Below are 16584 nucleotides of genomic sequence, written 5' to 3'. Positions count from 1 at the left end.
TTTTCATTATTCACAAACTTAACCAATAAGATTGTAATTTATATCTACAAACTCTTTGTTATTTTTGTACTGATGAATTTTCCAAAGAAACTAGAACAAAAACTCATTCAAAGAACAACTTCTAACACCTTAAGAAGTTTAAAATCTGATACCAATCGTATTGATTTTTATTCTAATGATTATTTAGGTTTAGCACAATCTGAATCTGTTTTCAATAAAACACATCAGTTGTTATTAGATAAAAACATCAAAATCAATGGAGCTACAGGATCACGTTTAATTTCTGGAAATCATCAATTATATCAAGAAACTGAAAACTATATTGCTCAGTTTCATAACTCGCAAAAAGCATTGCTTTTTAATTCTGGTTACGATGCTAACGTCGGATTCTTTTCTTGTGTTCCACAACGTGGTGATGTGATTTTATACGATGAATATATCCATGCTTCTATTCGAGACGGAATTCAACTTTCGAATGCAAAAAGCTACAAATTCAAGCATAATGATTTAGAAAACCTAGATGAGATGCTGAAACGAGTTCAGCATGACACCATTTACATTGTTACAGAATCAGTATTTTCTATGGATGGTGACACACCAAATCTTAACGGATTAATTACTATTGCAAAAAAACATAATGCATATTTGGTTGTTGATGAAGCTCATGCTTTAGGTGTTTTCGGAGAAAAAGGTGAAGGTTTAGTTCAGCAATTACAATTGGAAAATGAAGTTTTTGCTAGAATTATAACTTACGGAAAAGCTTTAGGTTGTCATGGAGCAACAATCTTAGGAAGTGAAAAACTATACAGTTATTTGATTAACTTTTCTAGAAGCTTTATTTATACCACAGGTTTGTCACCTCATGCATTAGCCACAATTCAAGTTGCTTACCTACATTTAAAATCTGAAATCATTCAGCAACTAGAAGACAATATCAATTTCTTTAAAAGTGAAGTGATACGATTACAATTAAACAATTCTTTTATTGAAAGTAACTCTGCTATTCACTGCTCTGTAATTTCTGGAATAGAAAAAACAAAAGCTATTGCACTACAATTACAAGAAAACGGATTCAATATAAAACCTATTCTTTCTCCAACAGTTCCTGAAGGTCAAGAACGATTACGTTTTTGTTTGCATAGTTTTAATTCTAAAAAAGACATTACAACTATTCTAGAACAACTTGCTACCTTTGTTTAAAATAGAGAAATGAGAGAAGATTATACAATTTTAGCTGTTTTTGAATATTCCACTGAAGCTCAACTGGTGAAATCTAAGTTAGATTCTGAAAACATTAGAACCATGTTAATGGATGAAACAACAATAGATTCAGATCCATTGATTAGTCAGGCTATTGGTGGTGTAAAACTTTTAGTTTTTAATCAAGATTTAAAAAGAGCTTCAGAAATTTATAACGATATCAGAACTTATGAAACCGACAATAAAGGTAATGCCATTCATTGTCCGAATTGTAACTCTACTAGGATTTTGGTAGCCGATGTACAGCGAAAGAATTTCTTTCACATGCTTTTCCCATTTTTTGAACCACGAAAATTAATTTGTAACGATTGTAAAACAATCTTTAAATGAAAAAATATTTTATCACCGGCATTTCTACAGAAGTAGGAAAAACTGTTGCTTCAGCAATTATTACCGAAGCTTTAGAAGCTGATTATTGGAAACCAATCCAATCTGGCGATTTAGACTATTCAGATACACATAAAGTAGAAAGATTAGTAACGAATAAAAAATCTGTTTTTCATCCAAATAGCTATGCGTTAAAAACGCCAATGAGTCCGCATGCTTCTGCTGAAATTGATGGAATCACGATTGACATCAATCAAATTAAAGCTCCAGGAACTCAAAATAATTTAGTTATTGAAGGTGCAGGTGGACTTTTAGTTCCGTTAAACGATGCCCATACTATTTTAGATTTAATTCAACCTGATTATAAAGTTATTGTAGTTTCTCGTCATTATTTAGGAAGTATTAATCACACCTTATTGACTTTAAATTTACTGAAAGAAAAAGGATTTGATGTTTCTTTAATTTTTAGTGGAGATGAGCACCCAACTACAGAAAGCATCATTAAAAAAATGAGCGGAGTTCCTGTAATTGGAAGAATTGAAGAAGAGCCTTACATTGATCAAAATGTAATTAAAGAATACGCTGAACTGTTTAAAGATAAGTTGTAATAATCTAATTTTATTAGAATATCTGAAGCTTACTTTTTTATGTGATGCTGAAACAAGTTCAGCATGACGACAATCTCTAGATCTTATTAAAACAACTATTTTTGCTAAAAATTAGTAAACCTTACCCTGAATTTATTTCAAAGTCATCATTAATGATGAATTAAGTTCAGCATGACGTTAATTAATAGAACGAAACCATGACACTACAAGAACGCGATAAAAAACACATTTGGCATCCTTTAAAACAACACCAAACACACCCGAATAGTTTAGGAATTGTAAAAGCTAAAGGATGTATTCTTACAGATGAACATGGTAACGAATATATCGATGCTATTTCCTCTTGGTATACATGTATGTTTGGCCATTGTAACGATTTTATTACCAATCGTGTTTATCAGCAAATGCAGCAATTAGATCAAATCATGTTTAGTGATTTTACACATCCTGCTGCTGTAAAACTTTCAGAAAAACTAATTCAAATTCTTCCTGAAAATCAAGCTAAAATTTTCTTTAACGATAATGGTTCAACAGCTGTAGAATCTGCTATAAAAATGGCTTTACAGTATTATTTCAATATTGGAAATAAGCGTACTACTTTTATTGCTTTTGAAAATGGTTTTCATGGAGATACTTTCGGAGCCATGTCTACATCTGGACTTTCAGTTTATAATGGTCCTTTTGAAGATTTTCTAATTAACATTCATAGAATTCCAGTGCCAAATGGAGAGAATCATGCTGAAATCTTAGAACAGTTAACCGAAATTATTGCCAACAATAAAATAGCTGCTTTTGTTTACGAACCTATTGTTCAAGGAGCTGCCGGAATGAAAATTCATAATATTGAAGGATTAAATCAAATTATTGAATATTGTAAAAACAATGATATTTTAACTATTGCAGATGAAGTAATGACTGGTTTTGGTAAAACAGGAAAAAACTTTGCTTCAGATCATGTAGCTACAAAACCAGATATTATTTGTTTGAGTAAAGCTTTAACTGGTGGATTAGTTCCAATGGCAATTACTTCTTGTACTCAGAAAATCTACGATGCTTTTTTAAGTAACGATATTGCAAAAGGATATTTTCATTGTCATACGTATTCAGCGAATCCGATAGGTTGTGCGGCTGCAATTGCAAGTATAGACTTATTAACTTCAGAAGAAATTCAAGAAAGTATTCAGCGAATTAGTAAATCACATATTGCATTTAGTGAAAAAATTAAAACACACGCTAAAGTAAAATCAACCCGATCTATTGGAGTAATTTTCGCTTTAGATTTAGACACAAATATGGAACGTTATGGAACGTTAAGAGACTTATTACTATCTGCTTTTATGAAAGAAGGTGTGTTTTTAAGACCTTTAGGAAACACGATTTACATCCAGGTTCCATATGTTATTACAGATGAACAGCTAGAAAAAATATACAACACTATAATACATGTTTTAAATACCTTATTGTAGGTATTTTTAAATAAAAGGGTGTTTTTCCTGTATAAGTAATTTTAGATCACTATAGATTAGTTGGTTATTAATTAACCAAACTTAATCTATCATGAAACTTAAACTAACTGCATTATGCTTAGTTATAGGTTGTATTGCCTTTTGCCAGAAACAAATTCAGCCGTATACATTTACTAAAGAAGGAAAAACTATATTGATTTATGCTTCTGCAAAATCTGCTAATAACATTACTTTTTCTTTAAAAAACGAGAAGAATTTATCATTTAAAAACAAGGAAGGGGAAAATATTAGTTTTGATGTTTCTCCTTTTATTGAAACAATTTTTAAAAGTAAACTTAAAGAAGCAATAACTGCTATAAATAGCTATGAAGGCAAAGAGGATGATAAAGTTACTTCTGAAAATGAAATAGTAAATTTAGAAGATTATGAAAAAGAAACCCGTAATATATATCAGTTTTTCAACGCACTTATAATAACAGCATTTCAATACGATACGGAACCTGTAGCTGGAACATTGAAATATGCTTTAGATGTAAATATCACAAAAATTTCTGGTAGTACAGATTTTTATAAACTCGCAAGGTGCATTGATAATAAAAAGAAATCTGATTTAGACACTGCAAATTTTAAAAACCCTGACTTTGTTGCTTATATCAAGAACAACAAATTTGATGAATTAAAGAAATTTGAAAGACACGAAATACGAAAAATTCTTAAAAAGGAATATAATGCAAATAGGATAAAAAAACTGTTAGAAAATAACCTTTTATCAGAATACATTGAAACAAAAAGAAAGATACGAGATGCAGAAACTGAAATAACTAAAATAAAAGAACGAAATAAAAGAATAGAAGAAAAAGTTACAATTCATAAAGATTCAATTGAAAATATAATAGTAAAATTAAAAAGTAAAATTGCGATATCAGAATCTCGTGATGAAATAATAAAGAGAATTAAAATTCAAGAAAAGAAGAGAGATAGTCTACAAAATTTAATAAATAGTAATACTGCTCGTACTATAGAACAACCATCTAATCTTAATAAAGAAGGCATAATTCAATACAGAAAAAAAATTAAGGATCAAATAAAAGTATTACAAAGTCAAAAAGAATCAGTTTTAGAAAAATTAGCATCAGAAAACTCTAGATATCAAGAAATAAAAAATGTAATCACTAAAAACAAAACTCTAAGCGAAGAGTTATTTAAAGCTGATAAAAGGTTAGATAGTTTAAAACAAAAAGGAACTGATACTGTAAAAAGAAAATTAAAAGAATTAAAAATATCTAAAGACTCATTAATCATAGTCATTAAAGATCAAATTATCGATATTCCTCTTTTTGAATATCGTGCAGAGAATATTCAACTAGATATTAACAATGGATTTATAGAACATATTACTATGACTGGTAAAGTAAAGCAGGCATATATTCCTGAAAGTTTGGTTTGGAAAAACTACATTGATAGTAAACCCAAAGATTACTTATCTTATGAAGAAATCAAGCAATTTCTTAATGAATTTTATAAAGAACCTTTGGTAAAAGATATTTTAGAAATCACTGATAAAGAATTAAAATTCGTTAATGCATTTCCTTTAGGTTTTAGTTCTCGAACAGACTTTGATGATTTACACAATTACGAATTAACATATTATGAAGGTAGAGAAGCAATTTTTTCTATACCTGTAACAGATGTTATAAAAATGTATGTACAGAAACATCAAAATGACCGTTTAGATTTTAGTCCAAAAAACCAAACTATTTCTCTTCCTCAAGATGATTTGAATAAAGAATTTAGCTTAGAGCTAAAAAAAGAAAAATCTTCAAAAATTTTAGGCGCTCGATTTTTTAGTGATTTTATTGGTTTAAATGAAGCTGACCCTAACGGTTTAATTCAAGTTGAAATTGAAAAATTAATTCCTCTTTGGACTAGGCGTTATTTAATTAGAGGATCGAGAGGTAGAAATGTAGGTTGGGTAAATTATGTAAAACCTAGTTTTAACTGGGCTAGAATTGAAGATAGAGAGGAAGAGTTAACCTTATCCAATAACACCATTTCATATTTAGATTTAATACGCTATAAAAACACTTCTATTGGCTTTGATTTAAATGCTTTTACATTCGATGTACCTAATTCTAAATTACGTTTTGAATTAAACGGAGGTGTTCATTATGGTAGAACACGAGTTATTAATACTAGTACTCAATTTAATGAAAATGTTGGTTTCTTTAATGTATATCCTGAAGTCAAAGTAAGAATTCGACCTGAAGAACGTTTTGGCGGTGCACTAATATATAGGCCAAACAAAATCTTAATTCCTAAAGGAGATGATTTTAACGGTTTTTCTACAGTACAAAATGATGGACAATGGTTACATGGAATAGAACTTTCAACATTTTACACTCCTAATATAAACAGTGATAATAAGTTTTTTTTTCGATATAGATATACAAACACAGCTAATCAAGAAACAAATGGCTTTAGTCAGTTTCAAGTTGGTTACTTAGCTTATTTAAAATTTTAAAATCCAAAAAGATTCTAGATACGCTCTAGAATCTTTTCTTTTTCTAATAAGTTGATTTGTTCTCCTGTTTCTTTAATCAACACATATAAATCTTCGTACACCCATTTTTTATCGACACGAATTCCTTTTACAATTAAAGTTCCTTCTCCTTTTTCTCCAACTATTCGAATTGAAAAGTCTATTTCTCCGCTATCGTTATTTATAGAAATGTTTCCATTAGGAATTCCTTTCGATTCAATATCATCACCTAATAAAGCCACAACTCTATCGTTTTGCTTAGCAATTTCAGTAACTTCATCTATCGGAGAAGCATCTACAAATTCACTAACAACACCGAATATAGCTGCTCCGAATCCAAAAACAAATACTAATATCATTATTAAGCAACCAGAACAACATCCTACTGGTAATGCCCAAGGCCAATTCCTACTTAACCAACTTTGTTGAGATCTTTCGTTCATCTAATTTTTTTTAATTAGACTATTTTATTGCGATGTTGTTACAACATTTTATTTGAAGTTGTTTAGTTTTTATTAATTAAAGCTAAAACAGATATAAATTAAAGTTTCTTTATTAGATAAAGCTTAATTTTGCTGAAATTTTTTTGTTTTGAAACCAATATCAATCTCAGCTTTTGCTTCAATTTCTCCATTAGGAAAAACTTCAGAAGAAGTATGGACAAGTTATTTGGATGATCATCATCGAATGACCAAAAAAGAGTTTAAGCACTTCTCTGAATGGGTCTCTAAAATTTCAGATGAAGATTTAAAAGCTATTGAAGAATTAAAGAAGTCTGATAATAAATATAAAAATCTAGACAATACTGTTCTGTTTGCTATCTATGCCTCACGAAAAGCTATAGAAAAAGCAGACTGGAAAACTGGTGACGACTTTGGAATTAATATCGGATCTTCTAGAGGTGCTACAGCTTTATTCGAAAAATATCATGAAGAATTTTTACAGAATGGAACTTCTTCAACCTTAAGTTCCCCAACAACTACATTAGGAAATATTTCTTCTTGGATTGCTCATGATTTAAAAAGTAGTGGGCCAGAAATATCTCACTCTATTACTTGTTCTACAGCATTACATTCTCTTTTGAATGGAGTTGCTTGGTTACAAGCTGGTTTATGTGATAAATTTTTAGTTGGTGGAAGTGAAGCTCCATTAACTGAATTTACAGTAGCGCAAATGAAAGCGCTTAAAGTGTATTCAAAAGAAACTGAAGGTTATCCTTGTAAGGCTTTTGATTTAAACAAAACTAAAAATACCATGATACTAGGTGAAGGCGCTGCTGTTGTATGTTTAGAAAATGAAATTTCTGATAAAACTGTAGCAAAAATTGAAGGTATCGGTTATGCTACTGAAGTTTTAAAACATAACACATCTGTTACTGCTGATGCTGAATGTTTTCAAAAATCGATGAAAATGGCGTGTAAAAACATCGACCTTAACGAAGTAGATGCAATTGTAATGCACGCACCTGGAACTATAAAAGGAGATTCATCAGAAATAAATGCGGTTAAAAAAGTATTCGGAGATCACGAACCTTTTTTAACTACAAATAAGTGGAAATTAGGACACACTTTTGGAGCATCTGGACTTTTAAATTTTGAATTAGGTTTACTAATGTTAACGCATCAAAAATTAATAGAAGTTCCTTTTGCTCAAGCTCAAAAGAATCCTAAAAAGATTCAAAAAATAATAATAAATGCCGTTGGTTTTGGAGGAAATGCTGTATCAGTTTTAATTTCAAAATAGTATAATAATACAATTAGTTTTCCTACTTTTGATAACGCAAACAATGACGACTATATGAGTGAGACTAGACATAACTGGACGAAAGAAGAAATTTTAGCAATTTATAATAAGCCTATGATGGAGCTGTTATATGACGCAGCAACTATTCATCGTAAACACCACGATCCAAATACAGTACAGGTATCTACATTACTTTCTATAAAGACAGGAGGATGCCCTGAAGATTGTGGATATTGCCCACAGGCAGCAAGATACCATACAGATGTTGAAGGAAATGATTTAATGAGTGTTAACCAAGTTAAAGCTCAAGCATTACGTGCAAAAGCTTCTGGAAGCTCTAGAGTTTGTATGGGAGCAGCTTGGAGAAATGTAAAAGACGGACCAGAATTCGATCAAGTATTAGAAATGGTTCGTACAATTAATAAGCTAGATATGGAGGTTTGTTGTACTTTAGGTATGATTACTGAAAATCAAGCACACCGTTTAGCTGAAGCTGGTTTATATGCATATAACCACAATTTAGATTCATCTGAAGAATATTATAAGGAAGTAATTTCAACTAGAGGTTTTGAAGATCGTTTAGAAACTATTGACAATGTTCGTAAAACGAACGTAACGGTTTGTTCTGGTGGAATTATTGGAATGGGTGAAGCTATTGAAGATAGAGCAGGAATGTTAGTTGCATTATCTACTTTAAATCCACAACCAGAATCTGTACCAATTAATGCATTAGTTGCCGTTGATGGAACTCCATTAGAAGATCAAAAACCTGTTTCAATTTGGGAAATGGTAAGAATGGTAGCAACAACTCGTATTGTAATGCCAGAAACTCAAGTACGTTTATCTGCTGGTAGAACTCAAATGAGTCAAGAAGGACAAACTATGTGTTTCTTTGCTGGAGCGAATTCTATTTTTGCTGGAGATAAGTTATTAACTACTCCAAACCCAGATGTAAACGAAGACATGAAGTTATTCGAATTACTTGGGTTAAATCCTCAAAAGCCATTTATCAAGAAAATGCAACCTAAGACAATTGAGGCTGAAGATTCTCAATATAAAGATTTAGGTGAAAAACCAAAATGGACAAGACCAAGTCATACGATTGAAAGAAATGAGGTTAAAAAACAAGAAGCTAAACAAGTAAAAGCTTAAAATAGATAATACAAATAGGATAATTTATTTTAACAATTACTTTTAAAAAAGGTTTCGTAACGTTTTCTTAACTTTGCGGTTATCAAAATTTGACTAATGGGATTACAATTGGAACAAATAGATAGAGTTGAAACTATTACTAAAGAAGACTTTATCAAGAACTATTTCAAGCCTCAAAAACCTGTAGTTATTGAGCGTTTTATTGAAGATTGGCCTGCATATTCTAAATGGTCTTTAGAATATATGAAAGAGGTTGCCGGTGATAAAACTGTTCCTTTATACGACGATAGACCAGTAGATTATAAAGATGGTTTTAACGAACCTCACGCTAAAATGAAAATGAGTGAATATGTAGATTTGTTAAAGCGCGAACCTACTAAGTTTCGAATTTTCCTATGGAACATCTTAAAAGAAGTACCTGTGCTTCAAAAAGACTTTTCTTACCCTGATTTTGGATTACGGTTAATGAAAGGTTTACCAATGTTATTCTTTGGAGGAAGAGATTCATATACCTTCATGCATTACGATATTGATTTAGCTAATATCTTTCATTTTCATTTTGAAGGAAAAAAGAAATGCATTTTGTTCGATCAAAAGCAAAATAAACATCTTTATAAAATACCACATTCGTTAATTACAAGAGAAGATATCGACTTTAATGACCCTGATTTTGACAAATGGCCAGCATTAAAACACGCTAAAGGTCATGTTGCAGAGTTAGAACATGGAAACGTTTTATATATGCCAGAAGGTTATTGGCATTATATGCGCTACATAACACCTGGTTTTTCTATGAGTCTTCGTGCAATAGCTAGAAACCCAAAAAATCTTGGAAAAGCTGTTTATAATGTGTTTATTATGCGAACTATCGATAATATAATGCGACGAATAAAAGGTCAGAAATGGATTGATTGGAAAAACGAACAAGCCATTACAAGAACTAATAAAATTAACAATATTTCATAAAGAAAAAAGAAGGGGAAAAATCTCCTTCTTTTTTTTATACTTTATATTTTTTTTGGATTAATTTTAAAAGCTAGGGAGAACATATACTAACTACTAAACAAAAATTCATGAAAAACTGTCCACATTGCGGTTCAACTAACCGTATAAGAAAAAGAAGATCTGGTATAGCCAAGCATATATTTTTTTTAAAATTTTACAATTGTTTAGATTGTAGAAATGATTATTATTGGGTTAGCACCTTTAATTTTTCATTAAAGGCTAAAGTTACAGTTTAAAGTATGGTTTGGACGAAATTTATTTCGTCCAACTACTTATCAAACGCACAACATCATTACCGTTGGCAAAGATTAATAATGCTAATAAAATAACAAAACCTACAAGTTGTGCATATTCTAAAAATTTATCTCCAGGCTTTTTTCCTGTAATCATTTCCCATAAAGTAAATACTACATGACCTCCGTCTAAAGCAGGTATAGGTAATAAGTTCATAAAACCTAACATAATAGATAAAAATGCTGTAATATTCCAGAATGTTTGTGCGCTCCATTCTGATGGAAAAATGCTTCCTATTGAGATAAACCCACCTAAACCTTTATAAGCTCCTGTACTCGGATTAAATATTTTCTTTAATTGCTTTACGTAACCTGTTAAAGTACTCCAAGATTTGTTTAAACCAGCAGGAATTGCTTCAGTAAAAGAATATGTTTTCGTTTCTAAATCGTAATAACCTAACTTCTCTAAATCTTTTAATGGTAATTGCGCAAGTCCAACACCTAGTTTTCCTTCATCATTAACCTGTACTTCGATAGTTTTCGACTCTTCACCTCTCTTTACCTTTATCGTAGTTTTTGTTCCTTTTAAAGCTGCAAAAACCTCTTTAGCTTGATCAAAATATTTGATAGAAGTACCTCCAATAGATGTGATAATATCTTTTGGTTGTAATCCAGATTTTAGGTTTGCTGATTCTTTACTAATTGAAGAAATAACAAAAGGATATCTAGGCAAAATGAAGCTTCCTGCATCTCTATCTCTATCGACTAACTTAGATATAAAATCTACTGGAATTTTTTTATCTATTTGCTGACCATTTCTTTCAATAACAAAACGCTCACCATTAATTAATTCAATAGGAATTTGATTGAATCTTTTAATATCCTTTCCATCTACAGAAATCACTTTATCACCAGTTTCTAAATCTAAACTTTCAGCCAATTCATCTTGAACCCAAAGTCCGTCTTTTACATTTTCATTTGGTAAATACTTTTCACCATAAGCCCACATTAAACAGATGTAAATTAAAATTCCTAAAATGAAGTTTACAATTACACCACCTAACATTATGATTAATCTTTGCCATGCTGGCTTAGATCTGAACTCCCATGGTTGAGGCTCACCTTGCATTTGTTCAGTATCCATACTTTCATCAATCATTCCAGCAATTTTAACATATCCTCCTAAAGGAATCCATCCAATACCATACACTGTTTCCCCAACTTTCTTTTTAAATAATGAAAACTTGTAATCGAAAAACAGGTAAAACTTTTCTACTTTGGTTTTAAATAGTTTAGCAGGTATAAAATGTCCTAATTCATGAAGAACAATAAGTAATGATAAACTTAAAATAAACTGTGATGCTTTTATAAATATTTCCATAAATGGTTTGTAGTGTCTTTACTATAAAATTTAACAAATGTACACTTTTAAGTAGAGTTCTAAAAATTGCTTATTTCTTCTTTTCATGTTTTAACAAAGATTTTAGGAAACCCTTTTTTTAAGCCGTATTTTTGCATTATAATTACATTACATACAATGAATATTGCTTTTTTAAAAAAATCGAAATACACTTTTATTTTCTTAATTTTCTTTACAATAGTTGCATTGCCTTGTTATTATTTCTTGGTTAAAGTTGATAAAAAACTACCTATTTACAATCCTGCAGATGTTAACCCAAAATTGGTAGACAAATCGATTCGTATGTTTACTAAAAATCATACAGTGGCAGATTTTGAATTGATTAATCAGAATGGAGAAAAAATTACTCAAGAAGATTACAAAGGAAAGATTTATGTTGCTGATTTCTTTTTTGCTACTTGTAAAGGAATTTGTATTCCGATGGCTACTAATATGGTAGAATTACAAAAACATTTTAAAAATGATGATGATATTCGTTTTTTATCGCATACTGTAATGCCTGAAAAAGATTCTGTTCCAGCTTTAAAAGCGTATAGCAGGCGTATGGGAATTATAGACAAAAAATGGAATGTAGTTACCGGTAACAAAAAGCATATTTACGAATTAGCTAGAAAAAGCTATTTCGCAGTTTTAGACGAAGGTGATGGTGGTGAAGGAGATTTTATTCACACAGAAAACTTTATCCTAATTGATAAAGAACGACGAATTCGTGGTATTTACGACGGAACTAAATTTAAAAATATGCAAAAAATTATTGATGATATTTTACTGCTAAAAGAAGAATATAAATAAGCCTATTTTTTAAGCTTCTTTCCCTCTTTGTCAAAATGTTTATTCAACTCTTGCTCTGTTTTCACAACAGACACAGCTAAACACAATACCAATAAAACCATAGGTTGCCAACTTAATTTAGGATTTATAAAGGCCATTGCAAAAGCTCCTAAAAAAGAAATTCCAGAATATAATAAAAACTGTTTGTTAAAATAAACATTAGCAAAGTCCCAAATCTTTTGATTTTGCATTGTACGAAATGTTCTATAACCGTAAAAAGAATTGATCTTTTTTGCTGGTAAAAAGTAAAATACTATACTGAATAGAAATAATAAACCGTTTACTGATAATACGTATAAAAAAGGATTCATAAATTTTATTGTTTTCTTGCAGGTCTCATTAAACCTTCTTGTGCTACCGAAGCAACTAATTTTCCATCTCTTGTATAAATGTTTCCACAAGCAAATCCTCTAGCTCCAAATGAGTTTGGACTTTCAATTGAAAACAACATCCAATCACTAAAATCGAAATCACGATAAAACCACATTGAATGATCTAAACTAGCCATTTGTGTATTACCAAAATGAGCTTTACTTGCGTTAGGATATAAACAAGCTGTTAAAATATTATAATCTGATATGTAAGTTAATATTTGTTGTTTTTGTGCTAAACTTAAATCTTTTGATTCTCCTTTTAGCTTAAACCATACATCAACAATTGGAGGCAAATCAGTTTGATCGAAAGGATTTACCACTTGAACAGGCTTAAATTCTATGGGTCTTTCTATACTTAAAAAAGCTTTCATTTTCTTAGGTAGAAAATCACCAAATTGATCTAACATATCTGTCCAACTTAACAAGTCTTCAGGTTGTTTTATTTCTTTCTTTATTGGCATTTGATGTTCGTAACCATCTTCTCTTTTATGAAAAGAACACGCCAAAATAAAAATGGTTTTTTCACCTTGATGTGCAGTAACTCTTCTTGTTGAAAAACTTCCTCCATCACGAATCGTTTGCACATTGTATATAATTGGTAATTCTAAATTCCCTGGCTCTAAAAAGTAAGAATGTAAAGAATGTAAAATTCGTTTAGAATCTACTGTTCTGTATGCCGCATTTAATGATTGTGCTAAAACTTGACCTCCAAACACATTTGGACTACCAATATCTTTACTTATTCCACTAAAATTGTTATCTCCCTGATCTTCAAGCGTAAGAATATTTACGAGCTCTGTAGTATTCTTCATAAGGTTGATTTTATACCTTAAAAGTACTCTTTTTAGCTCTGCTTGACAAGAGTTTTAGCTTTAAATGGATGCTTTTGCTGAAAAGGCGTAGGTTGTATTTTATCAATAAAACACTTTAAAATTTTGTTTGGTATACTGTTTTTATGTCTAAAATAAATGGTTAAATCCTGAGGCTGTGCACCTACTGAACTTTTTATTTCACTTGCTGTTCTACCAAAATTAATTTGTTTTAACTTATGTGTAATAGCAATATTTACATAATCGTAAAGCATTCGTTGGTAAACAGCATACTTTCTGTTATACTGGTAAGAAATACCAACAAAATGAGCATCTAAATTACCTTGATTGATCATTCCTGATAAAAAACCAACTAGTTTATTATTTAAAAGATATCCTTTAATAATATAATTTCCTTTTAAATTTTCTTTTAACACAGCATAAGAAAGAATATTAAACTCACCTAAATTAAAACCTGCTTTAGACGATACACTTTTGTAAAGCTTTTCCATGTCTTTCAAGTAAAGGTCAATATTACTTTCGGTAATATCTATTTCCTTTAACACTGAACTTAGTTCCATAGCTTTTTTTGCTTTTACACGGAACTTTGTTTTCATTGCTGATAAATAATCATCAAAATCAGACCAATCTTCATCAATCTGCATTAGCATATTAGGTTCAACATTAAAAGAGTGATAATTATACTCTAAAAGCTCATCACTTATAAATAGAGATTCATACTCAAAGTCTTTAAGCATAAATCCACTTACTTTATAACTAAAATGACTTTCATCATTAACCAGTTGAAGTACAGACTTTGCTATTTGCTTAATTACTTTCTGCTTATCTTGACCTTCTTTTATAAAAATCCCATGTTCACCACTAACAAAAGTATTTCCGCAGGTTAAAATCTTTAGAGGTTTTTGATCTGATAATACACGTAATTTTCGACCTATCCTTTTTATAAATTCAACAATACTTTGCAGTTCATTTTGCACACTATCTAGATAAAAATTCACAACCTGAACCGTAGAAAAAGCTATAGGTTTATAATGATCATCAAATAAAACTACATACCAAAAATCTATATCATTTTGGTATTTTGAAATTGCTGATAAGTAATTAGGACTGAAATATAAATCGTTTGTACAGTTCAATTCTTTCCAAATATATTCTGGAATATCTTCTACCGTAGGATAATAGTTTGCGTTCTGTATTTTTTTACAAATGTTCAATAAATAAGTACTTATATATGGAGAATGAAAATACTAAAAAAATAAGCTCCAATAAAAATTGGAGCTCAAAATACTTTTTATTTATTTAAAGAAACTAAGTGTTGTTTCCATTCATTTGGAATTTCTTCTAATGAATAAACTTTAAGACCTTCTTTTTCAACACTAGCTGTAGACTGAGTTAAAGTTTCATTTAAGAATTCAGATTCTAATTTATACATAGCTCCAGTAGCAGGGTCTATAATTAACATTCCTAATAATCCTCCAATTAAAATATTACCAAAATACCAACCATCTAATTTACATTGAAGTGGAACAATTTTAGTGTCAAATCCTTCTTTTTCAAACTTTACTTGATAGCTCGCTTTTGAGAAGAAACCGCTGCTAGATTTTAACTTTAATGAAGCTGGTGTTTTTCCTTTAAATACTTCAACTCCTTTTTTATCAGTAATTGTAATATTTGCATCTTCAGGCACACTATTAATTGAAATAGGGTAGTTTGATTTACTTACGATACTAGCACAACTTGTAGTTAATAAGATTGTACTCGCTATTAAAATTGTAGTAATTTTTCGAATCATTTTTTGTTTTTACTATAAGTATCTACTCCTGTTTAACGTCTTTTTTCGACATATTCCGACGATATTATACACACAACATTTTCAACTAATATTATTGAACATCTAGTGCAATAATATTAGCATTTCAAATGTTTAGATCTCTTTTATTTAGAAATAAAAACTCGTCGAATTAATTGTTGAAATACATGATTAGCATTTTTTTCATAACAACATAGCTTTTTTAACGGCGCGAATATAGTATAAAAAATGAAATAAGTATAATTGTCTAAAACTTCTTTTTAAACCTTCTAATTGTTGATGAACTTAAATAAAATAAATAAAAACCAGATAATATTGTTGCTAACCCTAAAACAGAAAAAATACGCAATGTCCAATTTGTAATATAATCTCTAGTTTCAAAATCCATAACATGTAACATCCATAAAAAATCGAAACGCCTCCAATTATCGTTTCTTACTGAAGTAATTTTAGCTAACTGAGGATGAACATACACTTTTGTATTCGTAGAATGTTCTAATTCTACAACATAAACTGGCAATGGTTTTTCTCTATATTCGTGATCTTTAGGAACGTTTTCTTTTGTTAGTAATGAAACTTTACGAATAGGAATTTCTTCTTTTAATCTACTTTTCACAAAAGAAGAAATTTGATCTTTAGTTAAACTATCTTTAATAGCATACACTCTATTACTTAACGTTAAAAGGTAATTTTTTGAAACAGTTTTAACTCGTAAAAGACTATCTTGATTCACTACAATTCCTTCAATATTTTTGATAGGTTCTTTTATAACTCCTAAAAGTTTACGAACTGGTTCATTGAATTGAAAAGCAAAAGTGTGCTCCGATTTGTCTAATAATGTTTTACCATGAACGTCTTTCATATTGTTCCAGCTAAAGTACAATCCTCCAATTGTCCAGAATAAAAACTGAATTCCTATAAAAAGACCTAAATAACGATGTGTTTTTCTAGTTCTTAAATGAAGTTTACGCGACATGAAATATAGT

General features: G+C 30.0%; 16 protein-coding genes. 9 read left to right on the top strand and 7 right to left on the bottom strand.

All coding sequences use genetic code 11. The features are described 5' to 3' along the window. Positions 1-72: 72 nt before the first annotated feature. The 5 genes from Q1A46_RS08900 to Q1A46_RS08880 all read left to right on the top strand — a co-directional run bounded on the left by Q1A46_RS08900 (position 73) and on the right by Q1A46_RS08880 (position 6182). Positions 73-1200: an 8-amino-7-oxononanoate synthase gene (locus tag Q1A46_RS08900; protein WP_299676887.1), complete on the top strand. Its 1128-nt coding sequence runs from the start codon at positions 73-75 to the stop codon at positions 1198-1200. Positions 1201-1209: 9 nt separating this feature from the next. Continuing rightward, on the top strand, positions 1210-1590 hold the full coding sequence (locus Q1A46_RS08895; protein ID WP_299676885.1) for a DUF2007 domain-containing protein: 381 nt from the start codon (positions 1210-1212) through the stop codon (positions 1588-1590). Beyond that, a complete protein-coding gene (gene bioD, locus Q1A46_RS08890) occupies positions 1587-2195 on the top strand; it encodes a dethiobiotin synthase (RefSeq protein WP_299676882.1) in 609 nt (202 codons plus the stop codon). The genes Q1A46_RS08895 and bioD overlap by 4 nt, the downstream gene beginning before the upstream one ends. Before the next feature lie 197 nt (positions 2196-2392). After that, the gene (gene bioA, locus Q1A46_RS08885) at positions 2393-3661 is read left to right on the top strand and encodes an adenosylmethionine--8-amino-7-oxononanoate transaminase (protein ID WP_299676879.1); all 1269 of its coding nucleotides are present in this window, start codon (positions 2393-2395) and stop codon (positions 3659-3661) included. A gap of 91 nt (positions 3662-3752) precedes the next feature. Then, positions 3753-6182: a hypothetical protein gene (locus Q1A46_RS08880; RefSeq protein WP_299676875.1), complete on the top strand. Its 2430-nt coding sequence runs from the start codon at positions 3753-3755 to the stop codon at positions 6180-6182. 14 nt (positions 6183-6196) lie between these two features. Here Q1A46_RS08880 and Q1A46_RS08875 read toward each other — a convergent pair whose 3' ends face one another. Next, positions 6197-6643 carry a cytochrome c oxidase assembly factor Coa1 family protein gene (locus Q1A46_RS08875; protein ID WP_299676872.1) on the bottom strand — a complete coding sequence of 149 codons (447 nt, stop codon included), beginning with the start codon at positions 6641-6643 and terminating at the stop codon, positions 6197-6199. Between the two features lie 148 nt (positions 6644-6791). Between Q1A46_RS08875 and Q1A46_RS08870 the strand changes: the two genes are divergently transcribed. The 3 genes from Q1A46_RS08870 to Q1A46_RS08860 all read left to right on the top strand — a co-directional run bounded on the left by Q1A46_RS08870 (position 6792) and on the right by Q1A46_RS08860 (position 10061). After that, on the top strand, positions 6792-7943 hold the full coding sequence (locus Q1A46_RS08870) for a beta-ketoacyl synthase N-terminal-like domain-containing protein (RefSeq protein ID WP_299676868.1): 1152 nt from the start codon (positions 6792-6794) through the stop codon (positions 7941-7943). 54 nt (positions 7944-7997) lie between these two features. Beyond that, positions 7998-9095 carry a biotin synthase BioB gene (gene bioB, locus Q1A46_RS08865; protein ID WP_299676865.1) on the top strand — a complete coding sequence of 366 codons (1098 nt, stop codon included), beginning with the start codon at positions 7998-8000 and terminating at the stop codon, positions 9093-9095. 96 nt (positions 9096-9191) lie between these two features. Next, positions 9192-10061: a cupin-like domain-containing protein gene (locus tag Q1A46_RS08860; protein ID WP_299676862.1), complete on the top strand. Its 870-nt coding sequence runs from the start codon at positions 9192-9194 to the stop codon at positions 10059-10061. Positions 10062-10355: 294 nt separating this feature from the next. On the opposite strand, the gene rseP is transcribed toward Q1A46_RS08860, so the two are convergent. Continuing rightward, positions 10356-11714 (bottom strand): RIP metalloprotease RseP, encoded by a 1359-nt coding sequence (gene rseP / locus Q1A46_RS08855; protein WP_299676859.1) that lies wholly within the window; start codon positions 11712-11714, stop codon positions 10356-10358. A 156-nt stretch (positions 11715-11870) separates the two neighbouring features. On the opposite strand from rseP, the gene Q1A46_RS08850 reads away from it, so the two are divergent. After that, a complete protein-coding gene (locus Q1A46_RS08850) occupies positions 11871-12545 on the top strand; it encodes an SCO family protein (RefSeq protein WP_299676856.1) in 675 nt (224 codons plus the stop codon). Positions 12546-12547: 2 nt separating this feature from the next. Here the strand turns inward: Q1A46_RS08850 and Q1A46_RS08845 are convergent, their stop codons facing one another. The 5 genes from Q1A46_RS08845 to Q1A46_RS08825 all read right to left on the bottom strand — a co-directional run bounded on the left by Q1A46_RS08845 (position 12548) and on the right by Q1A46_RS08825 (position 16574). After that, positions 12548-12895, bottom strand: a complete 348-nt coding sequence (locus Q1A46_RS08845) for an SdpI family protein (RefSeq protein WP_299676854.1) — start codon at positions 12893-12895, stop codon at positions 12548-12550. Positions 12896-12900: 5 nt separating this feature from the next. After that, positions 12901-13770 carry an acyl-CoA thioesterase II gene (locus tag Q1A46_RS08840; protein WP_299676852.1) on the bottom strand — a complete coding sequence of 290 codons (870 nt, stop codon included), beginning with the start codon at positions 13768-13770 and terminating at the stop codon, positions 12901-12903. 32 nt (positions 13771-13802) lie between these two features. Next, a complete protein-coding gene (locus Q1A46_RS08835) occupies positions 13803-15002 on the bottom strand; it encodes a GNAT family N-acetyltransferase (RefSeq protein ID WP_299676850.1) in 1200 nt (399 codons plus the stop codon). A 77-nt stretch (positions 15003-15079) separates the two neighbouring features. Beyond that, positions 15080-15580, bottom strand: a complete 501-nt coding sequence (locus tag Q1A46_RS08830; RefSeq protein WP_299676848.1) for a PEGA domain-containing protein — start codon at positions 15578-15580, stop codon at positions 15080-15082. Between the two features lie 265 nt (positions 15581-15845). Beyond that, the gene (locus Q1A46_RS08825) at positions 15846-16574 is read right to left on the bottom strand and encodes a hypothetical protein (RefSeq protein ID WP_299676846.1); all 729 of its coding nucleotides are present in this window, start codon (positions 16572-16574) and stop codon (positions 15846-15848) included. Between the last annotated feature and the right edge of the window lie 10 nt (positions 16575-16584).

Origin of the sequence: uncultured Tenacibaculum sp., from assembly GCF_947502995.1 — a bacterium.
In the GTDB taxonomy this organism is placed as follows: domain Bacteria; phylum Bacteroidota; class Bacteroidia; order Flavobacteriales; family Flavobacteriaceae; genus Polaribacter.
This window is presented reverse-complemented; position numbering and strand designations above follow the sequence as displayed.

Excerpts from the sequence above, each read along its gene's own strand:
- Q1A46_RS08895 (WP_299676885.1), top strand. The coding sequence starts at position 1,210 with ATGAGAGAAGATTATACAATTTTAGCTGTTTTTGAATATTCCACTGAA.
- Q1A46_RS08850 (WP_299676856.1), top strand. The coding sequence starts at position 11,871 with ATGAATATTGCTTTTTTAAAAAAATCGAAATACACTTTTATTTTCTTA.
- rseP (WP_299676859.1), bottom strand. The coding sequence starts at position 11,714 with ATGGAAATATTTATAAAAGCATCACAGTTTATTTTAAGTTTATCATTA.
- Q1A46_RS08900 (WP_299676887.1), top strand. The coding sequence starts at position 73 with ATGAATTTTCCAAAGAAACTAGAACAAAAACTCATTCAAAGAACAACT.
- Q1A46_RS08875 (WP_299676872.1), bottom strand. The coding sequence starts at position 6,643 with ATGAACGAAAGATCTCAACAAAGTTGGTTAAGTAGGAATTGGCCTTGG.
- bioD (WP_299676882.1), top strand. The coding sequence starts at position 1,587 with ATGAAAAAATATTTTATCACCGGCATTTCTACAGAAGTAGGAAAAACT.
- Q1A46_RS08840 (WP_299676852.1), bottom strand. The coding sequence starts at position 13,770 with ATGAAGAATACTACAGAGCTCGTAAATATTCTTACGCTTGAAGATCAG.
- Q1A46_RS08860 (WP_299676862.1), top strand. The coding sequence starts at position 9,192 with ATGGGATTACAATTGGAACAAATAGATAGAGTTGAAACTATTACTAAA.
- Q1A46_RS08825 (WP_299676846.1), bottom strand. The coding sequence starts at position 16,574 with ATGTCGCGTAAACTTCATTTAAGAACTAGAAAAACACATCGTTATTTA.
- bioB (WP_299676865.1), top strand. The coding sequence starts at position 7,998 with ATGAGTGAGACTAGACATAACTGGACGAAAGAAGAAATTTTAGCAATT.
- Q1A46_RS08880 (WP_299676875.1), top strand. The coding sequence starts at position 3,753 with ATGAAACTTAAACTAACTGCATTATGCTTAGTTATAGGTTGTATTGCC.
- bioA (WP_299676879.1), top strand. The coding sequence starts at position 2,393 with ATGACACTACAAGAACGCGATAAAAAACACATTTGGCATCCTTTAAAA.
- Q1A46_RS08845 (WP_299676854.1), bottom strand. The coding sequence starts at position 12,895 with ATGAATCCTTTTTTATACGTATTATCAGTAAACGGTTTATTATTTCTA.
- Q1A46_RS08830 (WP_299676848.1), bottom strand. The coding sequence starts at position 15,580 with ATGATTCGAAAAATTACTACAATTTTAATAGCGAGTACAATCTTATTA.